Origin of the sequence: Pseudomonas sp. NPDC087346 (genome assembly GCF_044744235.1) — a bacterium.
Taxonomy (GTDB): Bacteria; Pseudomonadota; Gammaproteobacteria; order Pseudomonadales; family Pseudomonadaceae; genus Aquipseudomonas.
The window spans coordinates 24,947-38,522 of record NZ_JBIUXX010000040.1 but is presented as its reverse complement, the minus strand read 5'-3'; the positions used below and the strand labels follow the sequence as shown (position 1 = coordinate 38,522).

General features: G+C 57.3%; 21 protein-coding genes. 15 read left to right on the top strand and 6 right to left on the bottom strand.

What is annotated here, in order from left to right:
• Position 1 precedes the first annotated feature (1 nt).
• The 5 genes from ACIOZM_RS21575 to ACIOZM_RS21555 are packed head-to-tail and all read right to left on the bottom strand — an operon-like array spanning position 2 to position 4,680.
• Positions 2–1,183 carry an ExeA family protein gene (locus ACIOZM_RS21575; protein ID WP_401216960.1) on the bottom strand — a complete coding sequence of 394 codons (1,182 nt, stop codon included), beginning with the start codon at positions 1,181–1,183 and terminating at the stop codon, positions 2–4.
• The gene (locus ACIOZM_RS21570) at positions 1,183–2,958 is read right to left on the bottom strand and encodes an integrase (RefSeq protein ID WP_401216958.1); all 1,776 of its coding nucleotides are present in this window, start codon (positions 2,956–2,958) and stop codon (positions 1,183–1,185) included. The genes ACIOZM_RS21575 and ACIOZM_RS21570 overlap by 1 nt, the downstream gene beginning before the upstream one ends.
• 3 nt (positions 2,959–2,961) lie before the next feature.
• Positions 2,962–3,891 (bottom strand): hypothetical protein, encoded by a 930-nt coding sequence (locus ACIOZM_RS21565; RefSeq protein ID WP_401216957.1) that lies wholly within the window; start codon positions 3,889–3,891, stop codon positions 2,962–2,964.
• A 10-nt stretch (positions 3,892–3,901) separates the two neighbouring features.
• Positions 3,902–4,204, bottom strand: coding sequence for a helix-turn-helix domain-containing protein (locus ACIOZM_RS21560; RefSeq protein ID WP_401216955.1), 303 nt, complete (start codon positions 4,202–4,204; stop codon positions 3,902–3,904).
• On the bottom strand, positions 4,201–4,680 hold the full coding sequence (locus tag ACIOZM_RS21555) for a hypothetical protein (protein ID WP_401216953.1): 480 nt from the start codon (positions 4,678–4,680) through the stop codon (positions 4,201–4,203). Before ACIOZM_RS21555 ends, ACIOZM_RS21560 begins: the two co-directional genes overlap by 4 nt.
• Positions 4,681–4,792: 112 nt before the next feature.
• Here ACIOZM_RS21555 and ACIOZM_RS21550 point away from each other — a divergent pair, with 112 nt between their 5' ends.
• Positions 4,793–5,032, top strand: a complete 240-nt coding sequence (locus ACIOZM_RS21550) for a hypothetical protein (protein WP_401216951.1) — start codon at positions 4,793–4,795, stop codon at positions 5,030–5,032.
• A gap of 3 nt (positions 5,033–5,035) precedes the next feature.
• Here ACIOZM_RS21550 and ACIOZM_RS21545 read toward each other — a convergent pair whose 3' ends face one another.
• The gene (locus ACIOZM_RS21545; RefSeq protein ID WP_401216950.1) at positions 5,036–5,248 is read right to left on the bottom strand and encodes a DNA-binding protein; all 213 of its coding nucleotides are present in this window, start codon (positions 5,246–5,248) and stop codon (positions 5,036–5,038) included.
• 39 nt (positions 5,249–5,287) lie between these two features.
• Here ACIOZM_RS21545 and ACIOZM_RS21540 point away from each other — a divergent pair, with 39 nt between their 5' ends.
• From ACIOZM_RS21540 to ACIOZM_RS21475, 14 genes are all read left to right on the top strand, one after another.
• A complete protein-coding gene (locus ACIOZM_RS21540) occupies positions 5,288–5,752 on the top strand; it encodes a helix-turn-helix domain-containing protein (RefSeq protein WP_401216948.1) in 465 nt (154 codons plus the stop codon).
• 2 nt (positions 5,753–5,754) lie between these two features.
• Positions 5,755–6,345 carry a hypothetical protein gene (locus tag ACIOZM_RS21535; RefSeq protein ID WP_401216947.1) on the top strand — a complete coding sequence of 197 codons (591 nt, stop codon included), beginning with the start codon at positions 5,755–5,757 and terminating at the stop codon, positions 6,343–6,345.
• 57 nt (positions 6,346–6,402) lie between these two features.
• Positions 6,403–6,960 carry a hypothetical protein gene (locus tag ACIOZM_RS21530; protein ID WP_401216945.1) on the top strand — a complete coding sequence of 186 codons (558 nt, stop codon included), beginning with the start codon at positions 6,403–6,405 and terminating at the stop codon, positions 6,958–6,960.
• A gap of 97 nt (positions 6,961–7,057) precedes the next feature.
• The gene (locus tag ACIOZM_RS21525) at positions 7,058–7,450 is read left to right on the top strand and encodes a hypothetical protein (protein WP_401216943.1); all 393 of its coding nucleotides are present in this window, start codon (positions 7,058–7,060) and stop codon (positions 7,448–7,450) included.
• Between the two features lie 138 nt (positions 7,451–7,588).
• The gene (locus tag ACIOZM_RS21520; RefSeq protein WP_401216941.1) at positions 7,589–8,083 is read left to right on the top strand and encodes a structural protein; all 495 of its coding nucleotides are present in this window, start codon (positions 7,589–7,591) and stop codon (positions 8,081–8,083) included.
• On the top strand, positions 8,080–8,298 hold the full coding sequence (locus tag ACIOZM_RS21515; protein ID WP_401216939.1) for a hypothetical protein: 219 nt from the start codon (positions 8,080–8,082) through the stop codon (positions 8,296–8,298). Before ACIOZM_RS21520 ends, ACIOZM_RS21515 begins: the two co-directional genes overlap by 4 nt.
• On the top strand, positions 8,295–8,507 hold the full coding sequence (locus tag ACIOZM_RS21510; protein ID WP_401216938.1) for a hypothetical protein: 213 nt from the start codon (positions 8,295–8,297) through the stop codon (positions 8,505–8,507). Before ACIOZM_RS21515 ends, ACIOZM_RS21510 begins: the two co-directional genes overlap by 4 nt.
• Positions 8,494–9,108 (top strand): lysis protein, encoded by a 615-nt coding sequence (locus ACIOZM_RS21505; RefSeq protein ID WP_401216936.1) that lies wholly within the window; start codon positions 8,494–8,496, stop codon positions 9,106–9,108. Before ACIOZM_RS21510 ends, ACIOZM_RS21505 begins: the two co-directional genes overlap by 14 nt.
• A 6-nt stretch (positions 9,109–9,114) precedes the next feature.
• The gene (locus ACIOZM_RS21500) at positions 9,115–9,336 is read left to right on the top strand and encodes a TraR/DksA C4-type zinc finger protein (RefSeq protein ID WP_401216935.1); all 222 of its coding nucleotides are present in this window, start codon (positions 9,115–9,117) and stop codon (positions 9,334–9,336) included.
• Complete coding sequence (locus ACIOZM_RS21495; protein ID WP_401216933.1) at positions 9,333–9,638, top strand: DUF2730 domain-containing protein; 306 nt, start codon at positions 9,333–9,335, stop codon at positions 9,636–9,638. Before ACIOZM_RS21500 ends, ACIOZM_RS21495 begins: the two co-directional genes overlap by 4 nt.
• On the top strand, positions 9,635–9,928 hold the full coding sequence (locus ACIOZM_RS21490; RefSeq protein ID WP_401216932.1) for an ArsR family transcriptional regulator: 294 nt from the start codon (positions 9,635–9,637) through the stop codon (positions 9,926–9,928). Before ACIOZM_RS21495 ends, ACIOZM_RS21490 begins: the two co-directional genes overlap by 4 nt.
• A gap of 2 nt (positions 9,929–9,930) precedes the next feature.
• A complete protein-coding gene (locus ACIOZM_RS21485) occupies positions 9,931–10,482 on the top strand; it encodes a phage protein Gp27 family protein (RefSeq protein WP_401216930.1) in 552 nt (183 codons plus the stop codon).
• Positions 10,479–12,083: a hypothetical protein gene (locus tag ACIOZM_RS21480; protein ID WP_401216928.1), complete on the top strand. Its 1,605-nt coding sequence runs from the start codon at positions 10,479–10,481 to the stop codon at positions 12,081–12,083. The genes ACIOZM_RS21485 and ACIOZM_RS21480 overlap by 4 nt, the downstream gene beginning before the upstream one ends.
• Complete coding sequence (locus ACIOZM_RS21475; RefSeq protein WP_401216926.1) at positions 12,080–13,576, top strand: DUF935 domain-containing protein; 1,497 nt, start codon at positions 12,080–12,082, stop codon at positions 13,574–13,576. The genes ACIOZM_RS21480 and ACIOZM_RS21475 overlap by 4 nt, the downstream gene beginning before the upstream one ends.

Here is a 13,576-nt window from a genome sequence, read left to right as displayed (position 1 = left end):
GTCACACCCCCTTCACGACATCGGCGGTGATCATTGGCACACCCAATTGAGTGGCTAAATTCATCGCTGCGATCATCAGGTTGCCGATAGCCAGCGGGTACAGCAGCGAAACGGTCTCGTCGCGAACGCCGCGTCGGCTCGGCTGAGACAGTCGTGCAGCAATTGCCTGAATGCCGGTGGCATCAATAACTTCACCGAGTGCTTTGCCCGCCCGGTCAAAACGAAACTTCAAGAACTCTTCCAGACGGCTGCCTTCGATGGGCGTCAGGGTGACGCGCTCGCAACGCTGAACGACTTCACGGACGTCGGCATTGCGTTCGCTGAGTTTCACACCCAGCTCCGGCTGCCCGATCATGATGATGCTGACCAGCTTGGTGAACCCGACCTCCAGTTCCAGAATGCGCTTGAGGTGTTTCAGCGTCGGGATCGGCAGGCTGTGTGCTTCCTCAATCACCAGGCAGTGGCGGTAACCGGCCGCATGCGACTCTTTCAGAGCCTTGTGCAGTTGAGCAAAGCGAGCCTCAGGGCTGCTCTTGGGTTTCGCCAGTGGGGCGACAGCCGCCATCATCGACTCAGCAATGTGAGTGCTTTTCAGGGATTTACCCTTGGTGTCGTTGTCTTCGGAAGCCAGGACATAGGGCTCGATGATGATCACCGGGTCATTGTTCTCAGCAATACGGTTCACCAGGTCACGGCGAAGAGTGCTTTTACCTGCACCAGATTCGCCCTCGACCGCGAGGAACCCGCCGTGGCGAGCAGTCTGATACATGATCTCGCGGACATAGCGGATGTCTGGACTAACCCACATGTCCTGGGCGCACTGCAGCTCATCAAACGGATCGCGGAACAGGCTGAAGGCTTTGCGGGTATTTGGCTGCAAGGTCTGTTTAGGCAGTAACATAGGTTCGTCCTCCCCGGACGGCTCTTTTTTAAGGGCCGGATCTGCCGTGTTGGCGCACGGCAGATCCACTTCTTCAAAGGCGTTGGCGATATCGGCATCGTTGGCGCCGGATTCGGTCAGAAACACACGAATGCGCCCCTGCAGTTCGTCGCAGTCCAGGCTGCGCGGCCAGTGGCCGTGGTTCAGCAGCTGGGCCACCGTGGCTCCGCTGAGACTCAGCGACTCGGCTAAGGCCGATTGAGGGCGGCCCACCCCCTGTAAAATTTGCTTAAGCTTCAACATCACTCACCTCCAACCGCAGCCAACACCAGGCTGAACGGCTTGCGCATGACCTCAACAGGTCGTTTCAGCTCAGCCTCAATGGCATCAAGCCGCTCTTGTGGAATTCCCTCCGGGTACTTCTGTTGCAGCCAGCTGAAGCTTTCGGCGGACCAGAGATTGGCCAGGCGTGGTTGCAGCCACTTTGCCGCCTCGACATGGGTCAACAGTGCGTGCTCCACGGTTGGAGCATTGACGTTTAGCGATGTACCGCGACGAGGCAGATACGACGGAAGCACGGTGTCATTGACGTGTTTGTGCGGATCGATCAGGCCACCGAACGGCACAGCCTTGGCCTTGCGAGCGGCTTCGGCGTCGGCTTGATTGCTGGTGCCGGTGGCGAGCTGTTCCAACACCTTGCGCGATACCTGAGCCGGGGTTTCGGCATGGCTCTTGTATTGCTCACCAATCGTTGCCGAGGTTTCGGCAAAGCCAAACTCGTCCATCTCAATCCGTTCGATGACGTGGTAGTTTTCGCGGCCGTCTTCACCGATCAAGACTGCGATGGCAGCATCCTTGTCGCGCCAGCAGTTGCGGGTGATCAGCAGCTTCTCACCGACCATTACGCCCGGTACCGAGCTGACATCGAACTGAGCGCCACGGAACGAAACACGCAACAGGTTGCTGACCTTGCGGTACTCCGGCGTGCTGACCGCCAGTTCCCGGCAGACCTCAATGCTCGGAGCCAAGCGCAACTGTTCCTGCTTGATCAACTGCCACACACCGTACCGGGTGCGCCGTGTGCGGGTGTGAATCGCGGTCGCGTTGTAGTAGCGCATCCACTGGCCCGCCCAGGTGTTGATCTGTTCCAGGCTGTTTGCCGCCTGAAACTTCAGCGCACTCTCAAACTCACGTTCAACAATGTTGTGAGCCTGTTCGACCTGGCCTTTGGCCCGTGCATTACCGACCTGGTTGATGATCAAGTCGATTGACATGGCACGACACAGGTTGCGAAAGATGCCACTGGTCATGGCAGCACCTGGGTCGGTCATCAGCATCCAGGGCACGCCATGAAACGGATCTGACTCATGGCGCTTCTGCATCGCATTGATCAGCACGTTGCAAAGGTTCTCGGCCGACTCAGCGCCCAGCACGTACTCCAGGTACAAGGTGCCGCTGGTGTGATCGGTGATCACATACCGCCATAGCCGCTGGCGCTCGATCTTTTTCAAGTTCCCCGGCTTGCCGTCATAGAACTCGGCCTTATTCATTACCCGCGCTCCATCGTCGGCGAGGTAGAACTGAGTCGAGATCGATGCGTCCACCTGCCAAACATGGTTGGGGTGATTGCTGGCCAGCGATACCGCAGGTGCGTCGTGCAACAGTTGTTCCGGGTGCAACTTGTAACTCTGAAGTGCCCGACTGATAGCGCCGCTGGTCAATGGGCGAAACAAGCCAGTGGCTTCATCCACTCGACCAGCCGCAATCAAGCCATTGCTGCGCAGCCGTTCAACTGCGCGCTCGATAGTGGACAACTGTTTGTTGTTGGCGCGGATCGACTCCAGGAGTACGGCTGATATCAAGCGTGCTTCTTCCAACGGCAAGGCGCTGTTACCTGCATCACTGCGACGTTTACGCGGCTTGGCCACTCGGACCTCCTTCAGCTTGCGCTGAAGTGTTTGGAGGGAAACACCCAGTTCAGCCGCGCCCGCCTTGTAGACGGCTGTACGCTGACCGTGCGGTGCGTTGTCGGCGCGCAGGGCGATCTGCGCCAGTTGCTGGGTCTGTACTGGGTTCATAAATTAAGCCTCTGCCTGATTCAGCCATACCGGGGTGTCACCCTGGTGTTCGGGCAGGTGAAACTCGCTGCGCACCGATGCCAAGGTAATTTCGAGTTGGTGAATCAGAGCAGCTTTAAAGGTGCGATGGTCTTCACCACTTTCTGCGGCGTGCGCCTCCAGTTTGGTGAAGCCTTCGCGCAACGAACCCAAGATGTTGGCTTCCGCTTCGTATGCAACGGCTGCGACTTCCTGGCGTAATTCTTTCGCGGCCTCATCGGCAGGCATCGACTGAATGCGTTTGCGGGTTTTCTCCAGCTCTTGCTTGGTCTTGTCCAGTTCGGCGGTTTTCTTCGCCATGACTTCGCTTTGCGCTTCGTAGTCGGCGTTAGTCTCATCAAGGCGCTGAGTCAGCTCATCTTTTTCCTTGGCGTGCTTGGCGATGATCTCTTCGGCGAGATCAACAAACGCGTCCTTGTCACCGGCTTTGGCAACTTCGATTAATGCGGCTTGTGCATCTTCAGGCAGACGTCGGTACTGTCGCATTTCGCGGTATCCGATGCCCATGCGGGACATTGAGTCGAGCGCGTCTTCACCGAACTGACGAAGATTATTTATATCTTCGTTGACCTTAGGCGCCGAGGTTCCAAGAAGGCAGCAAAACTCCTCCCACGTACCAGTTAAACCGCGACCGTCGCGGTTATGCATACCTGCCAACGCCCGATAGAGCTTGTTTTCTTTCACATAAGCCATCTTGGAAACCGCGACCGTCGCGGTAAATTTTCCAATTGAATCTGCCATTTGTGCTTGGCCAAGCAGCTGATTGACCATGTCACGCTCATCGCTGTGCGAAGCCAGCATCGTCGTCATCATGTTCTGATCAGCAGTCAGTGCAGCACCATCCAGTGCGGGCAGATCAATTGCCTCAGCGACTTCCTGTAGTTTGCGTCCCATATTTCTCCCCTTAGTTCATTGAACCAGCAGCGATACGTTGATTAATTTCCTGCATCCGGTCAGTCAGCCTGGCCATGTGTTCGGCATGGGCTTGGGCGATTTGCAACATGCCTACTGAGTGGGCGAATCGTCCGTTATCCAACTTCACCGCCAGCCCTTCTTCGATCAGGGTTTGCATGGCGCGGGTGATGTTGCTGGGACTGTCCTTGGCCAACTGAGCTAATTCGTTATTACTGAGGCCGGTTACCGTGTGGCCCTTCAGCGCCTTGAGGACGCGCAATACCCGTGCAGCGGCTGAGACGGTACGGCTCATGGCTGCTCCTCCAGTTCAAGTTGTGGCTGTTGGGTTTGGCTGACGTTGCCCCGGTGCCAGGCAAGTCCCTCCATCGCCGCCTGAATGGCAGCAAGGGTTTCATCGGCTTCGCAGTTGTTGGCATAGAAGGCCAACAGCTTTCCGGTTGCGGTGGTCAGCATTTCCTGCAGGGCTTGAGTGTCCTGCGCTGTGCACTTGCGGCCGGTGGGAATGACGATGGTCAGACGCCCCGAGCTAGCCGCGATCCAGCGGGTGACGAAGTCGCAACCGCAGGCCCGTTCATAAGGAAGGATAAAATTGGCCGGCATGCGACCAGTCTGCAGCCACTTGTAAACCGACCAGTGATCGGTGACCCCCATCTCATCGGCGATGCGTTCCACGCCTTTGTTGTGAGCCTCCTTTGCGAAGTCCTTACACAGCTCCATTGCATGGCGCAGGGAAGTCGGTTGGGCGTTCTTCCAGCGACGACGGTTCATTGGAAAGCCCTCGGCGGAACCATTTCCAAACAATTCCCGCGTTTGCAACTAGGCAAAAGGATTACTCCAGGTGCAATCTTTTCGGGTACATTCGCCGACATGGATACGAGATATGACCGACCGAATTGAAAAGCTGGAAGCGCAGGTGAATGCTCTGGCACAAGGCTGGTTACGCCTTGTTGCGATGCTTGAGGTTGAAGGACTGGTAGCACCTGAACGCATTGATCAGGTTTTGCGACCAATTCGCTGGCCAGGGCAACCGATAGAAAGCGAGGCAATGCAGACGCTGGCATGGCTATGCGATCAGTTGAGCGCAGCACGGGACGTTCGCCGGAATTCCGTTGCAAAGTAGCCATTACGCTGCCAACGCTACGGAGGGCTTAAGGCCGAGCTTCACCGCTATATCGTGAGCTTTGCCGTAGTGGGCTTTGGCCTGGCCATTGAGTACGCGGTACACCTCATTACGGGTGTAACCGTTTTCGATGGCCCATTGAGTGATGGTTTTGCCGACTTGGCGGAAGTTTTCTTTCACCTGGTCGGCGGTTAGGGCTTTGGCATGGGTGGCCATGGTGGTGGCTCCTGTGATGCAAAGATGGTTAGTGTTTGTGTGGCTGATTATGAGAACTCTAGTTCTCATAATCAAGGGGTTTATGTGAACTTTTATTCTCTTTCTACGGAAAGGCTCAAAGCTGAACGGAAGCGACTCGGCCTCAATCAGGCTGGCGCAGCAGAACAGTGCGGTGTATCGAGAGAGATTTGGGGGCGTTACGAGCGAGGATTAGCAGTACCAGGCGGTGAGGTTCTTTTTTCTTTTGCCAACGCTGGAGCGGATGTTCAGTACATCCTTACAGGTGTGCGCTCCTCTGTGTCCTCTGTTGAGGAGCACTTGGTGCTAGAACGGTTTCGCTCCAGTCCTCAGAACCTTAAAGATGCTGCGCTACGGGTGTTATTGGGGGAGTCGTCAGACGAAAATACGCAGCAGACTTTCAAAGATGTTGGCCAGTACATTCACGGTTCGGTCAATCAATCGGGCGTCACGTTCAATGTCGGCGGTAGTAAAGGGAAGAAATAACCATGAGCCAGGACTTCCATGGTGGTGTAGGTCAAGTGGCCGAAGGCGACATTAACAACTACGGCATCAACATTAATCTTGCGGACAAAACTGAGGCGCGGGGGCTGGTATCAGCCCAGCGCAAGGAGTTGCATGAAATACGCGCCAGATGTGAGGAACTGGGCGATGACCCTCGCGATGTTTGGCGCAGCGTGCATGCTCAGCTCGGAGTAACCACGATTAGCGAGATCACTGCCGAGCAGTTTGTCGATGCGCGAAATGTGATGAAAGCAAGGCTTGAGTTTCTGCAAGAAGAAGCCGACAAACGCCGCCTAGTGGGCAAGGTCTTGCGGGCTATAGCGGAGAAGGATGCGAAAGCCGAGATGAACAATTTCTGTGAGTTGAGCTTCGGTCGCACTCAGCTCAAAAACCTTCAGAAATCGCAGCTTCAACAAACGTTGGAGTATGTTCAGTGCTTTCAACCTACGAGACAGCTAGACGTGACTCAAATCACGCCCAGAGTAATCTCGATCAGAGAGTTCTTGGTCGCGCATAAACAGCATGCAGCTGCTTTGTTTTGTTTTGGTGTTCTGGTCGGTGGAATCTGGTTTTGATAAAGCTTTAGAGTCTGGTTGCAAGTTAATGGGTTATTCGTACAGGGAGTGTGGTCGATGAAAAAAATTTTTAGCGTGTTGGTATTGGCGATGGCTGTAACTGCTCACGCGGAGCCTTTCAAGGCGGCAAGCGCAGAGTCGTTTGAGCAAGCGACCAAGCAAATGAATGCCCTGAGCAAAGCCATGACTGACGGAGCTGCCATATTAAAGAGTGGTGATCTAGCTGCCGTTAGCGCTCACAGCAAGTACATCTCCTCGTTGGTGGATTCCGGTAAGAGCGAGTTTGGCAACACTATCTTTGAACCGCTAGGCAGCTGCTTCGCGGCGGGCAACTCCTCTCGTACTTGGTGGAATGCCCAACTGGCTGCCACTCACAACGGAGGTATTGAAAAAATCCCTGGCTCGATCAAAGGTGCTCTTGATGAATATCAGGAGAAGCGAGATGACTGCCTTCACTCTGCTAATCCTGTGACTTCAGCGAAGGCAGATGCAGAAAGCGATGCTGATCTGAAGCAAAAAACTGGTGGTGGTCGGGAGTGCCTCACTGTCTTTACTGTTGATCCCGCGACCAAAGAAGTCGTTGCGAAACCCAAGCCAGCCCATTGTAAAAGCTGAGTCAGGTGGGCTCGTAAGATCGCAACGGTAATGGCAGATGCTAGTCAGGCGAAGGCTGTGACTGAATGGTTGTGCCAAACAAACTAAGAGTGCAAATATGGGAAATCAGTCATTCAATGGCGATGTGGGACAAGTGTCTGGCGGCGACATCCATAACTATGGCGTGGGTGATCTGACCAGCCAAAGCCGCGAGCAAGTGGCAGACCTACTCATTCATCTGCGCGAACGCCTGAAGGACGCTCGCAGAAAAACTATATTCAATCCCATCGTGGGGTGGATGGTCTTAGGTGCGTTGACGTTTCTCATAGAGCTATTTTCCGGCATCGTTCTTGGCTATCCAATCCTGCTCGCGGCAACCATCTTGTTTGGGATGATAGTGCCGTACTTTCTGTTCTTACGAGTCGAACGTAAGTACGGCCCTATGGTTTATGCGTATCGAGAAAGCATCGCTACCGTAGAGATCTTTCAACACAGCCGAGGCTGGGCTTAGTTAAACAGAACGTAAATATCACCAGGCCAGCAATCTCTTTAAACTCGATTAAAAGCCCTCCTGTACCACGCCGCCCATCATGGCGGCGTGTGTATTTCTGGCGTCCGAAAGTGGCGGCGCCATTACAGGAGGCGTCCCATGCGACCCGAAACCCCTCGCGGTATCCGCAATTTCAATCCCGGCAACATTCGTCATGCCAAGGGCGTTCGCTGGCAAGGCATGGCCGTTGCTCAGTCTGATACCAACTTCGTTCAGTTCAATGGCCCACGCTGGGGTATTCGGGCTATTGCCCGTGTACTGATCACCTACCAGGACAAGCGTCTGGCCGCTGATGGCAGTCGGATCGACAGCGTGCGCGAGATCATTGAGCGGTGGGCCCCAGCTTCGGAAAACGACACCAAGGCCTACACGCTGCAAGTCGCCCGTGCCATGGGTCTCGACCCAGACTTTGAAGGCGTCGACGTGTATCAGTACGACACCATGCGCGCCTTGTTACTGGCGGTTATCCACCATGAGAACGGCTCAGGTCCACTGCCAGGCGGTCAGTGGTACGGCGAGTCAGTCATCGCGGATGGGCTGGCGTTGGCCGGCATCGAGCGTGGTGTCCAGCACGGTGCGGGAGTCCCCGCATGAAACTGATCTGCGATTGGCGATGCTGCTACAAACTCTACAGCGTCCAACTCGGCGTGCTGATTGCCTTGTTTGGCTTCGCTCAACTTGAGCTGCTGCCGTTGTGGCAGGCGCAGCTTTCACCCAGGGCTTATGCCGCGTTCAACAGCGGTTTGGGCCTGCTGCTGTTCGTCGCTCGCCTGATCAAACAAGGCCCTGATCAGGAGGTTCAGCCATGAGACTGAATCTGTTTGGTCGAACCTTCACGGCGCTGATGGCGGGCTTGTTCGGAGCCTGGCGCTGGACCATTCCCAGTACAGCCGCTGGCACCTGGATCAGATCCAGCGTCATGCCTCCAAGCTCCCATGGCAAGACCGGCATCACAGCGGCCAAGCGCCGCGCACGTAAATCACGCAATCGCTTGAGGCATCGTCATGGGCGCGCTTGAACAGCTTGTCTGGCCGTTACCGGCTCGCCTGACTGCGGTGGCTTTGGCTTGCACCCTCAGTGCAGCGGCAGTGGGCTCAGTGGCCTACGGCTTCGGGTTTCGTTATGCCGAATCGTTGGGCGCCACCGGTATGGCAAACCTCAAGAGCACTCACGCGCAACAGGCGCTGGCCGTCGAAACCGCCAACCGTGTGCAGCTGCTGCAGCAAGTCAACCGAGCCACCGAAACCGAGGCCCTGCTGTATGCCACGGTCGACCGTTTCACAGAAGAAAAACGCCAGCTCCAGGAGCGCATTCCCCATGTCACAACCCAATACATTGCCGCGCCTGGCGCTGCTGCTGAGCCTATCCCTCGTTGCGTGTTCACTGCTGGCTGGTTGCGCGACTACAACACCGCACTTGGTGTGCCCGCCTCAGGATCAGGCACCGCTACCACCACTTCTGAAAAAGCGACCTGGCCCGCCACCGGCACTGACGCCGAACTACTGGAAAGCGGCGTCACTCCCGCCGACATCCTTGCCCACGCCCAGGATTACGGCGTGTGGGCCCGATCCAACATTGCCCAACTCAATGCCCTGCTGGATCTCCAAGAAAAGGACTGAAGCCCTATGGATGTAGCTGAACACGCTACAGAAGAAGACGACATCGATGAGGCTGTACTGCGAGTGCGCAACAGCGGGTTGCAGCGGCGCTCGGGCCATTCGGCTTACCGCTGCGAGGAATGCGGTGACGCCATTCCCGAAAATCGTCGCCAGGCGGAGCCTGGTACCGAACATTGTTTTGATTGCATAGACGCCTTGGAACACTTGGCCGCTTGGGGTTTTGAATGAACTTGAACGAACTGAACTTCGGTTTCCAGACCGTGCAGTGGCTGATCCTCACGGTACTCGGCATCTACACATGGATGACCAAACGCCAGGCCGCCAGCGCCCAGGAATTGCTGGAGCTGCGCACCCGCATCGTCGCCCTGGAGGAGCACGTCCGACACCTTCCAGACCAGACGGCCGTGACCGATCTGTTAGGCGACATGAAAGCCGTACGTGCCGAACTGTCGGGGGTCAAGGATGCGCTTGGCCCTTTAGCCCGTTCGCTGGATCGGATCAATGATTACTTGTTGCGAGAAAAAACATGAGCCAATACGCCGACTTTATCCGCCAGGACGTTCGCCTGGTGATCCTGCGCCTGCTGGTCGAGATGACGGCTTATCGCGCCAACAGCTCCGTACTGACCATGGCGCTGGACAGTTACGGTCACACACTCAGCCGTGACCAGGTGAAAACCGAGCTGCATTGGCTGGCCGAACAAGGCGCTCTGACGGTTGCCGATGTCGGCCCGGTGCTGGTGGCCACGCTCAGCGAGCGCGGCCAAGACATTGCTGCCGGGCGTGCTCGCGTTCCTGGTATCAAACGGCCGGGGGCATAACCATGGCGGGCAAGTCCTCCATCAATCGTCTGCCGTCGATGGTCAAGGCCTATATCCAAAAGTTGTTGCGCGAAGACCGCATGACTTTGGACGACATGCTGACCGATATCCAGGCGCGCTTTCCCAACGAAAAAGCCCCCAGCCGCAGTGCGCTGGGTCGCTTTAAACTCGGTTTCGACGAACTGACAAGCAAGGTTCGCCAACAGCGCGAGATGGCCGAAGTCTTTGTTGGTGCCTTCGGCGAGGATGCCTCGGACAAAACCGGCGTGCTGTTGGTGGAAGCCATCTCGACACTGACCTATCAAGCAGCCATGGGCGCTCATGAAAAGGACGAGGTGACCATCGCCGAAGTTTCGGCGCTGGCTCGCGCAGCCAAAGCCACCATGGAGGCGCGGACGATGAGCGTGAAGGAGCGTCAGGTCATCGAGAAAGCGGCCCGCGAACGTCTGCTCCAGGAACAAGCCGCAGAGCTGGATAGCGCCGTGAAAGCCAAAGGCATGACCGAAGATCAAGCCCTGTTCTGGCGCCAGAAATTCCTGGGCGTGAAGCGATGAAACCCTCTGCCAGCACACTGCGCGTCATCGAGTGGGACGAGCTTCCACCGAGCGTCCGGGAAATTCCGTCGGGGTACAACCCGTTGGATGAGGGCATCTTGATGGCCCACCAGTCGGAATGGCTGGGTATCGATGCACAAATCAAACTCTGTGAAAAAGGGAGACGCACCGGCATTACCTTCGCCGAGGCATTGGACTCGGTCATCACCGCGGCTTCGCAAAAGTCTGCGGGCGGCATGGACTGCTTTTACATCGGCGACACCAAGGAAAAAGGCCTGGAGTTCATTGGCTATTGCGCCAAGTTCAGTCGGGTGATGGCGGAGGCCCAGGCGTCGGGCGTCAGCGAGATCGAGGAGTTTCTGTTCGACGACCAGGACGACGCGGGCAACACCCGGCAAATCAACGCCTACCGCATCCGATACGCCTCGGGCTTCAAGATCGTTGCGTTGTCCAGTAACCCGGCCGGTGTGCGTGGCTTGCAGGGCAAGGTCATCATCGACGAAGCCGCGTTTCACCGTGACGTGTCGGCCGTGCTCGATGCCGCCACCGCGCTGCTGATTTGGGGCGGTCGAATCGTCATCATCAGTACGCACAACGGCAAGGGCAACGCGTTCAACCAGATGGTCAACGACATCCGGGACAAACGTTATGGCGACAGCGCCGAAGTCTACCGGGCCACCTTTGACGATGCCGTGGCCAACGGTTTGTTTGAGCGCGTGTGCTACATGGCCGGCAAGGTGGCCACAGCAGAGGACAAGGAAGCCTGGTACAAGAAGATTCGCAACGCCTACGGCCCCCGCAAGGCGCAGATGCGCGAAGAGCTGGACGCCATTCCCCGCGACGGCAACGGTGTGTGCATTCCCGGCGTATGGATCGATGAGGCCATGCGCCCCGGCCGAATCGTACTGCGCCTGGCGCTGCAAGACGACTTTACCCAGCAGCCCGTTCAACGCCGCGATGCCTATGTTGAGGACTGGATACAGCGGAATCTGGCGCCGCTGGTAAGCCAGCTCGCTCCAGATCTGCGCCACTACCTGGGCATGGACTACGCCCGCCACCGTGACTTTTCTATCGCTTGCCCGATGTCGGTCGACCAGTCCCGCCACCGGGATGTGCCCTTTGTCGTAGAGATGCACCGTGTCCCTGCGCGCCAGCAGAAGCTGGTGCTGTTCTACACCCTGCGCGGGTTGCCTCGCTTTAGCGGCGCGGCGCTCGATGCTTCGGGCAACGGCGAAACGCTCGCCGAAGAGACCGCCGACGAGTTCGGCCACAACCTCATCAAACAGGTCAAAATCAGCCGGGCCTGGTACGGCGCGTGGATGCCGAAGTTCGTCGGACTGTTTGAAGACAACACCATCACCATGCCCCAGGACGACAACCTGCACCAGGACGTGCGCGCCATCGAGACGGTGGACGGCATCCCGATGATCGTGAAGGCCCGTTCACAAGACCTCAAAGACCCGGATCTGTACCGCCACGGCGACTTCGCGGGGGCCGGCTCACTGGCCAACTTTGCCACGCTGGAAGTCACCTCCGGCCCGGTATCGGTCAAATCACGCCGCCCTCGTCAGGGCAGACGCATCACTCAGGGGTACGCATGAACAAGAGAGGCTTGTGGGTCAGCCCCACCGAATTCGTCAGCTTCGCCGACGCCAAGCGCAGCTCGACGCTCAACCAACATATTGCCACTCGTGGGCGATCCAGCGCGGGCGGCTTTAGCGGCGCCAACCTGCCCAATCCCGACCCAATCCTCAAAGCCCAGGGCAAAGACATTACGGTCTACCGCGACCTGCGCAGCTCGGCGCTGGTAGGCGGCAATGTCCGACGCCGCAAGGCCTCTGTGCTCTCACTGGAGCGCGGTATCAAACGCGGCGTCGCGCCAATCAAGGTCGAGAATTTTATCCGTGATTGGCTCACTGACCTTGATCTGGATCGCATCATTCGCGAGCTGCTCGATGCGCCGCTGTTTGGTTATCAGCCCGTTGAGTTGATGTGGCAGCCGGTAGGCATGAACCTGGTTCCAGAAGACCTGCTCGGCAAACCGGCCGAGTGGTTTTTCTACGACAAGGACAACGAACTTCGCTTCCGCTCCAAAGAGGCCGGCCAAGACGGCGAACTGTGCGACCCGCAGCGTTTCATCGTGGCCAGGCAGGACGCAACTTACGCCAACCCCTACGGCTTCCCAGACCTGAGCATGTGCTTTTGGCCGGCGACCTTCATGAAAGGTGGCTTGAAGTTCTGGGTCCAGTTCACGGAGAAGTACGGCAGCCCGTGGGTTATCGGTAAACACCCACGCGGTGCCACCGATAGCGAAACTGATTTGCTGCTCGACAGCCTTGAAGCCATGGTGCAAGACGCTGTCGCCGCCATCCCGGACGACTCCAGCGTGCAGATCATCGAAGCCGCCGGCAAGGCCGGCAGCGCCGATGTTTACCGCGAGTTGTTGGAATACTGCCGCAGTGAAATCAACGTAGCCATGCTCGGGCAAAACCAGACCACAGAGAAAGACAGCAACCGCGCCAGCGCGACAGCTGGCGCCGAAGTTGCAAAGGACATTCGCGACGGTGACGCGGGTATTGTCGCCGCGTCATTGAACGCCTGTATTCGCCTGGTCGTCGACCTCAACTTCGGCACCGATGTCGTGGCGCCGTTGTACGAACTGTGGGAACAGGAGGAAATCGACAGGACACTGGCCCAACGCGATAAGGCGTTGACCGAGTCCGGGGTGAAGTTCACCAGTGCCTACTGGAAACGCACTTACAACCTGCAGGACGGCGATATCAATGAGGCGGTGGCCACCACCGAATCGCCTGAGTTTGCCGAACCGACTGTGCGGCCGCTCCTGGATCAGATCGCCCTCGATCAGGCCATTGGCAGTTTGCCCGCCGAGGTGTTGCAACAACAGGCCGAGCACGCCGTGGCGCCATTCATTGAAGCATTACAGCGCGCCCGCGATGACTCAGAGGCGCTCGGTCTGCTTGCTGAAGCGTTCCCACAGATGGACGGCGAGGCGCTTCAGCAACAGCTTGCCAACCTGTTGTTCATTGCTGACACCTGGGGCCGGTTGAGCGCCAGCGCTGACCGGGAGGATTGA

Excerpts from the sequence above, each read along its gene's own strand:
- ACIOZM_RS21490 (WP_401216932.1), top strand. The coding sequence starts at position 9,635 with ATGAGCCAATACGCCGACTTTATCCGCCAGGACGTTCGCCTGGTGATC.
- ACIOZM_RS21485 (WP_401216930.1), top strand. The coding sequence starts at position 9,931 with ATGGCGGGCAAGTCCTCCATCAATCGTCTGCCGTCGATGGTCAAGGCC.
- ACIOZM_RS21545 (WP_401216950.1), bottom strand. The coding sequence starts at position 5,248 with ATGGCCACCCATGCCAAAGCCCTAACCGCCGACCAGGTGAAAGAAAAC.
- ACIOZM_RS21520 (WP_401216941.1), top strand. The coding sequence starts at position 7,589 with ATGCGACCCGAAACCCCTCGCGGTATCCGCAATTTCAATCCCGGCAAC.
- ACIOZM_RS21535 (WP_401216947.1), top strand. The coding sequence starts at position 5,755 with ATGAGCCAGGACTTCCATGGTGGTGTAGGTCAAGTGGCCGAAGGCGAC.
- ACIOZM_RS21550 (WP_401216951.1), top strand. The coding sequence starts at position 4,793 with ATGACCGACCGAATTGAAAAGCTGGAAGCGCAGGTGAATGCTCTGGCA.
- ACIOZM_RS21510 (WP_401216938.1), top strand. The coding sequence starts at position 8,295 with ATGAGACTGAATCTGTTTGGTCGAACCTTCACGGCGCTGATGGCGGGC.
- ACIOZM_RS21565 (WP_401216957.1), bottom strand. The coding sequence starts at position 3,891 with ATGGGACGCAAACTACAGGAAGTCGCTGAGGCAATTGATCTGCCCGCA.
- ACIOZM_RS21475 (WP_401216926.1), top strand. The coding sequence starts at position 12,080 with ATGAACAAGAGAGGCTTGTGGGTCAGCCCCACCGAATTCGTCAGCTTC.
- ACIOZM_RS21480 (WP_401216928.1), top strand. The coding sequence starts at position 10,479 with ATGAAACCCTCTGCCAGCACACTGCGCGTCATCGAGTGGGACGAGCTT.
- ACIOZM_RS21500 (WP_401216935.1), top strand. The coding sequence starts at position 9,115 with ATGGATGTAGCTGAACACGCTACAGAAGAAGACGACATCGATGAGGCT.
- ACIOZM_RS21515 (WP_401216939.1), top strand. The coding sequence starts at position 8,080 with ATGAAACTGATCTGCGATTGGCGATGCTGCTACAAACTCTACAGCGTC.
- ACIOZM_RS21495 (WP_401216933.1), top strand. The coding sequence starts at position 9,333 with ATGAACTTGAACGAACTGAACTTCGGTTTCCAGACCGTGCAGTGGCTG.
- ACIOZM_RS21575 (WP_401216960.1), bottom strand. The coding sequence starts at position 1,183 with ATGTTGAAGCTTAAGCAAATTTTACAGGGGGTGGGCCGCCCTCAATCG.
- ACIOZM_RS21530 (WP_401216945.1), top strand. The coding sequence starts at position 6,403 with ATGAAAAAAATTTTTAGCGTGTTGGTATTGGCGATGGCTGTAACTGCT.
- ACIOZM_RS21560 (WP_401216955.1), bottom strand. The coding sequence starts at position 4,204 with ATGAGCCGTACCGTCTCAGCCGCTGCACGGGTATTGCGCGTCCTCAAG.
- ACIOZM_RS21525 (WP_401216943.1), top strand. The coding sequence starts at position 7,058 with ATGGGAAATCAGTCATTCAATGGCGATGTGGGACAAGTGTCTGGCGGC.
- ACIOZM_RS21505 (WP_401216936.1), top strand. The coding sequence starts at position 8,494 with ATGGGCGCGCTTGAACAGCTTGTCTGGCCGTTACCGGCTCGCCTGACT.
- ACIOZM_RS21555 (WP_401216953.1), bottom strand. The coding sequence starts at position 4,680 with ATGAACCGTCGTCGCTGGAAGAACGCCCAACCGACTTCCCTGCGCCAT.
- ACIOZM_RS21570 (WP_401216958.1), bottom strand. The coding sequence starts at position 2,958 with ATGAACCCAGTACAGACCCAGCAACTGGCGCAGATCGCCCTGCGCGCC.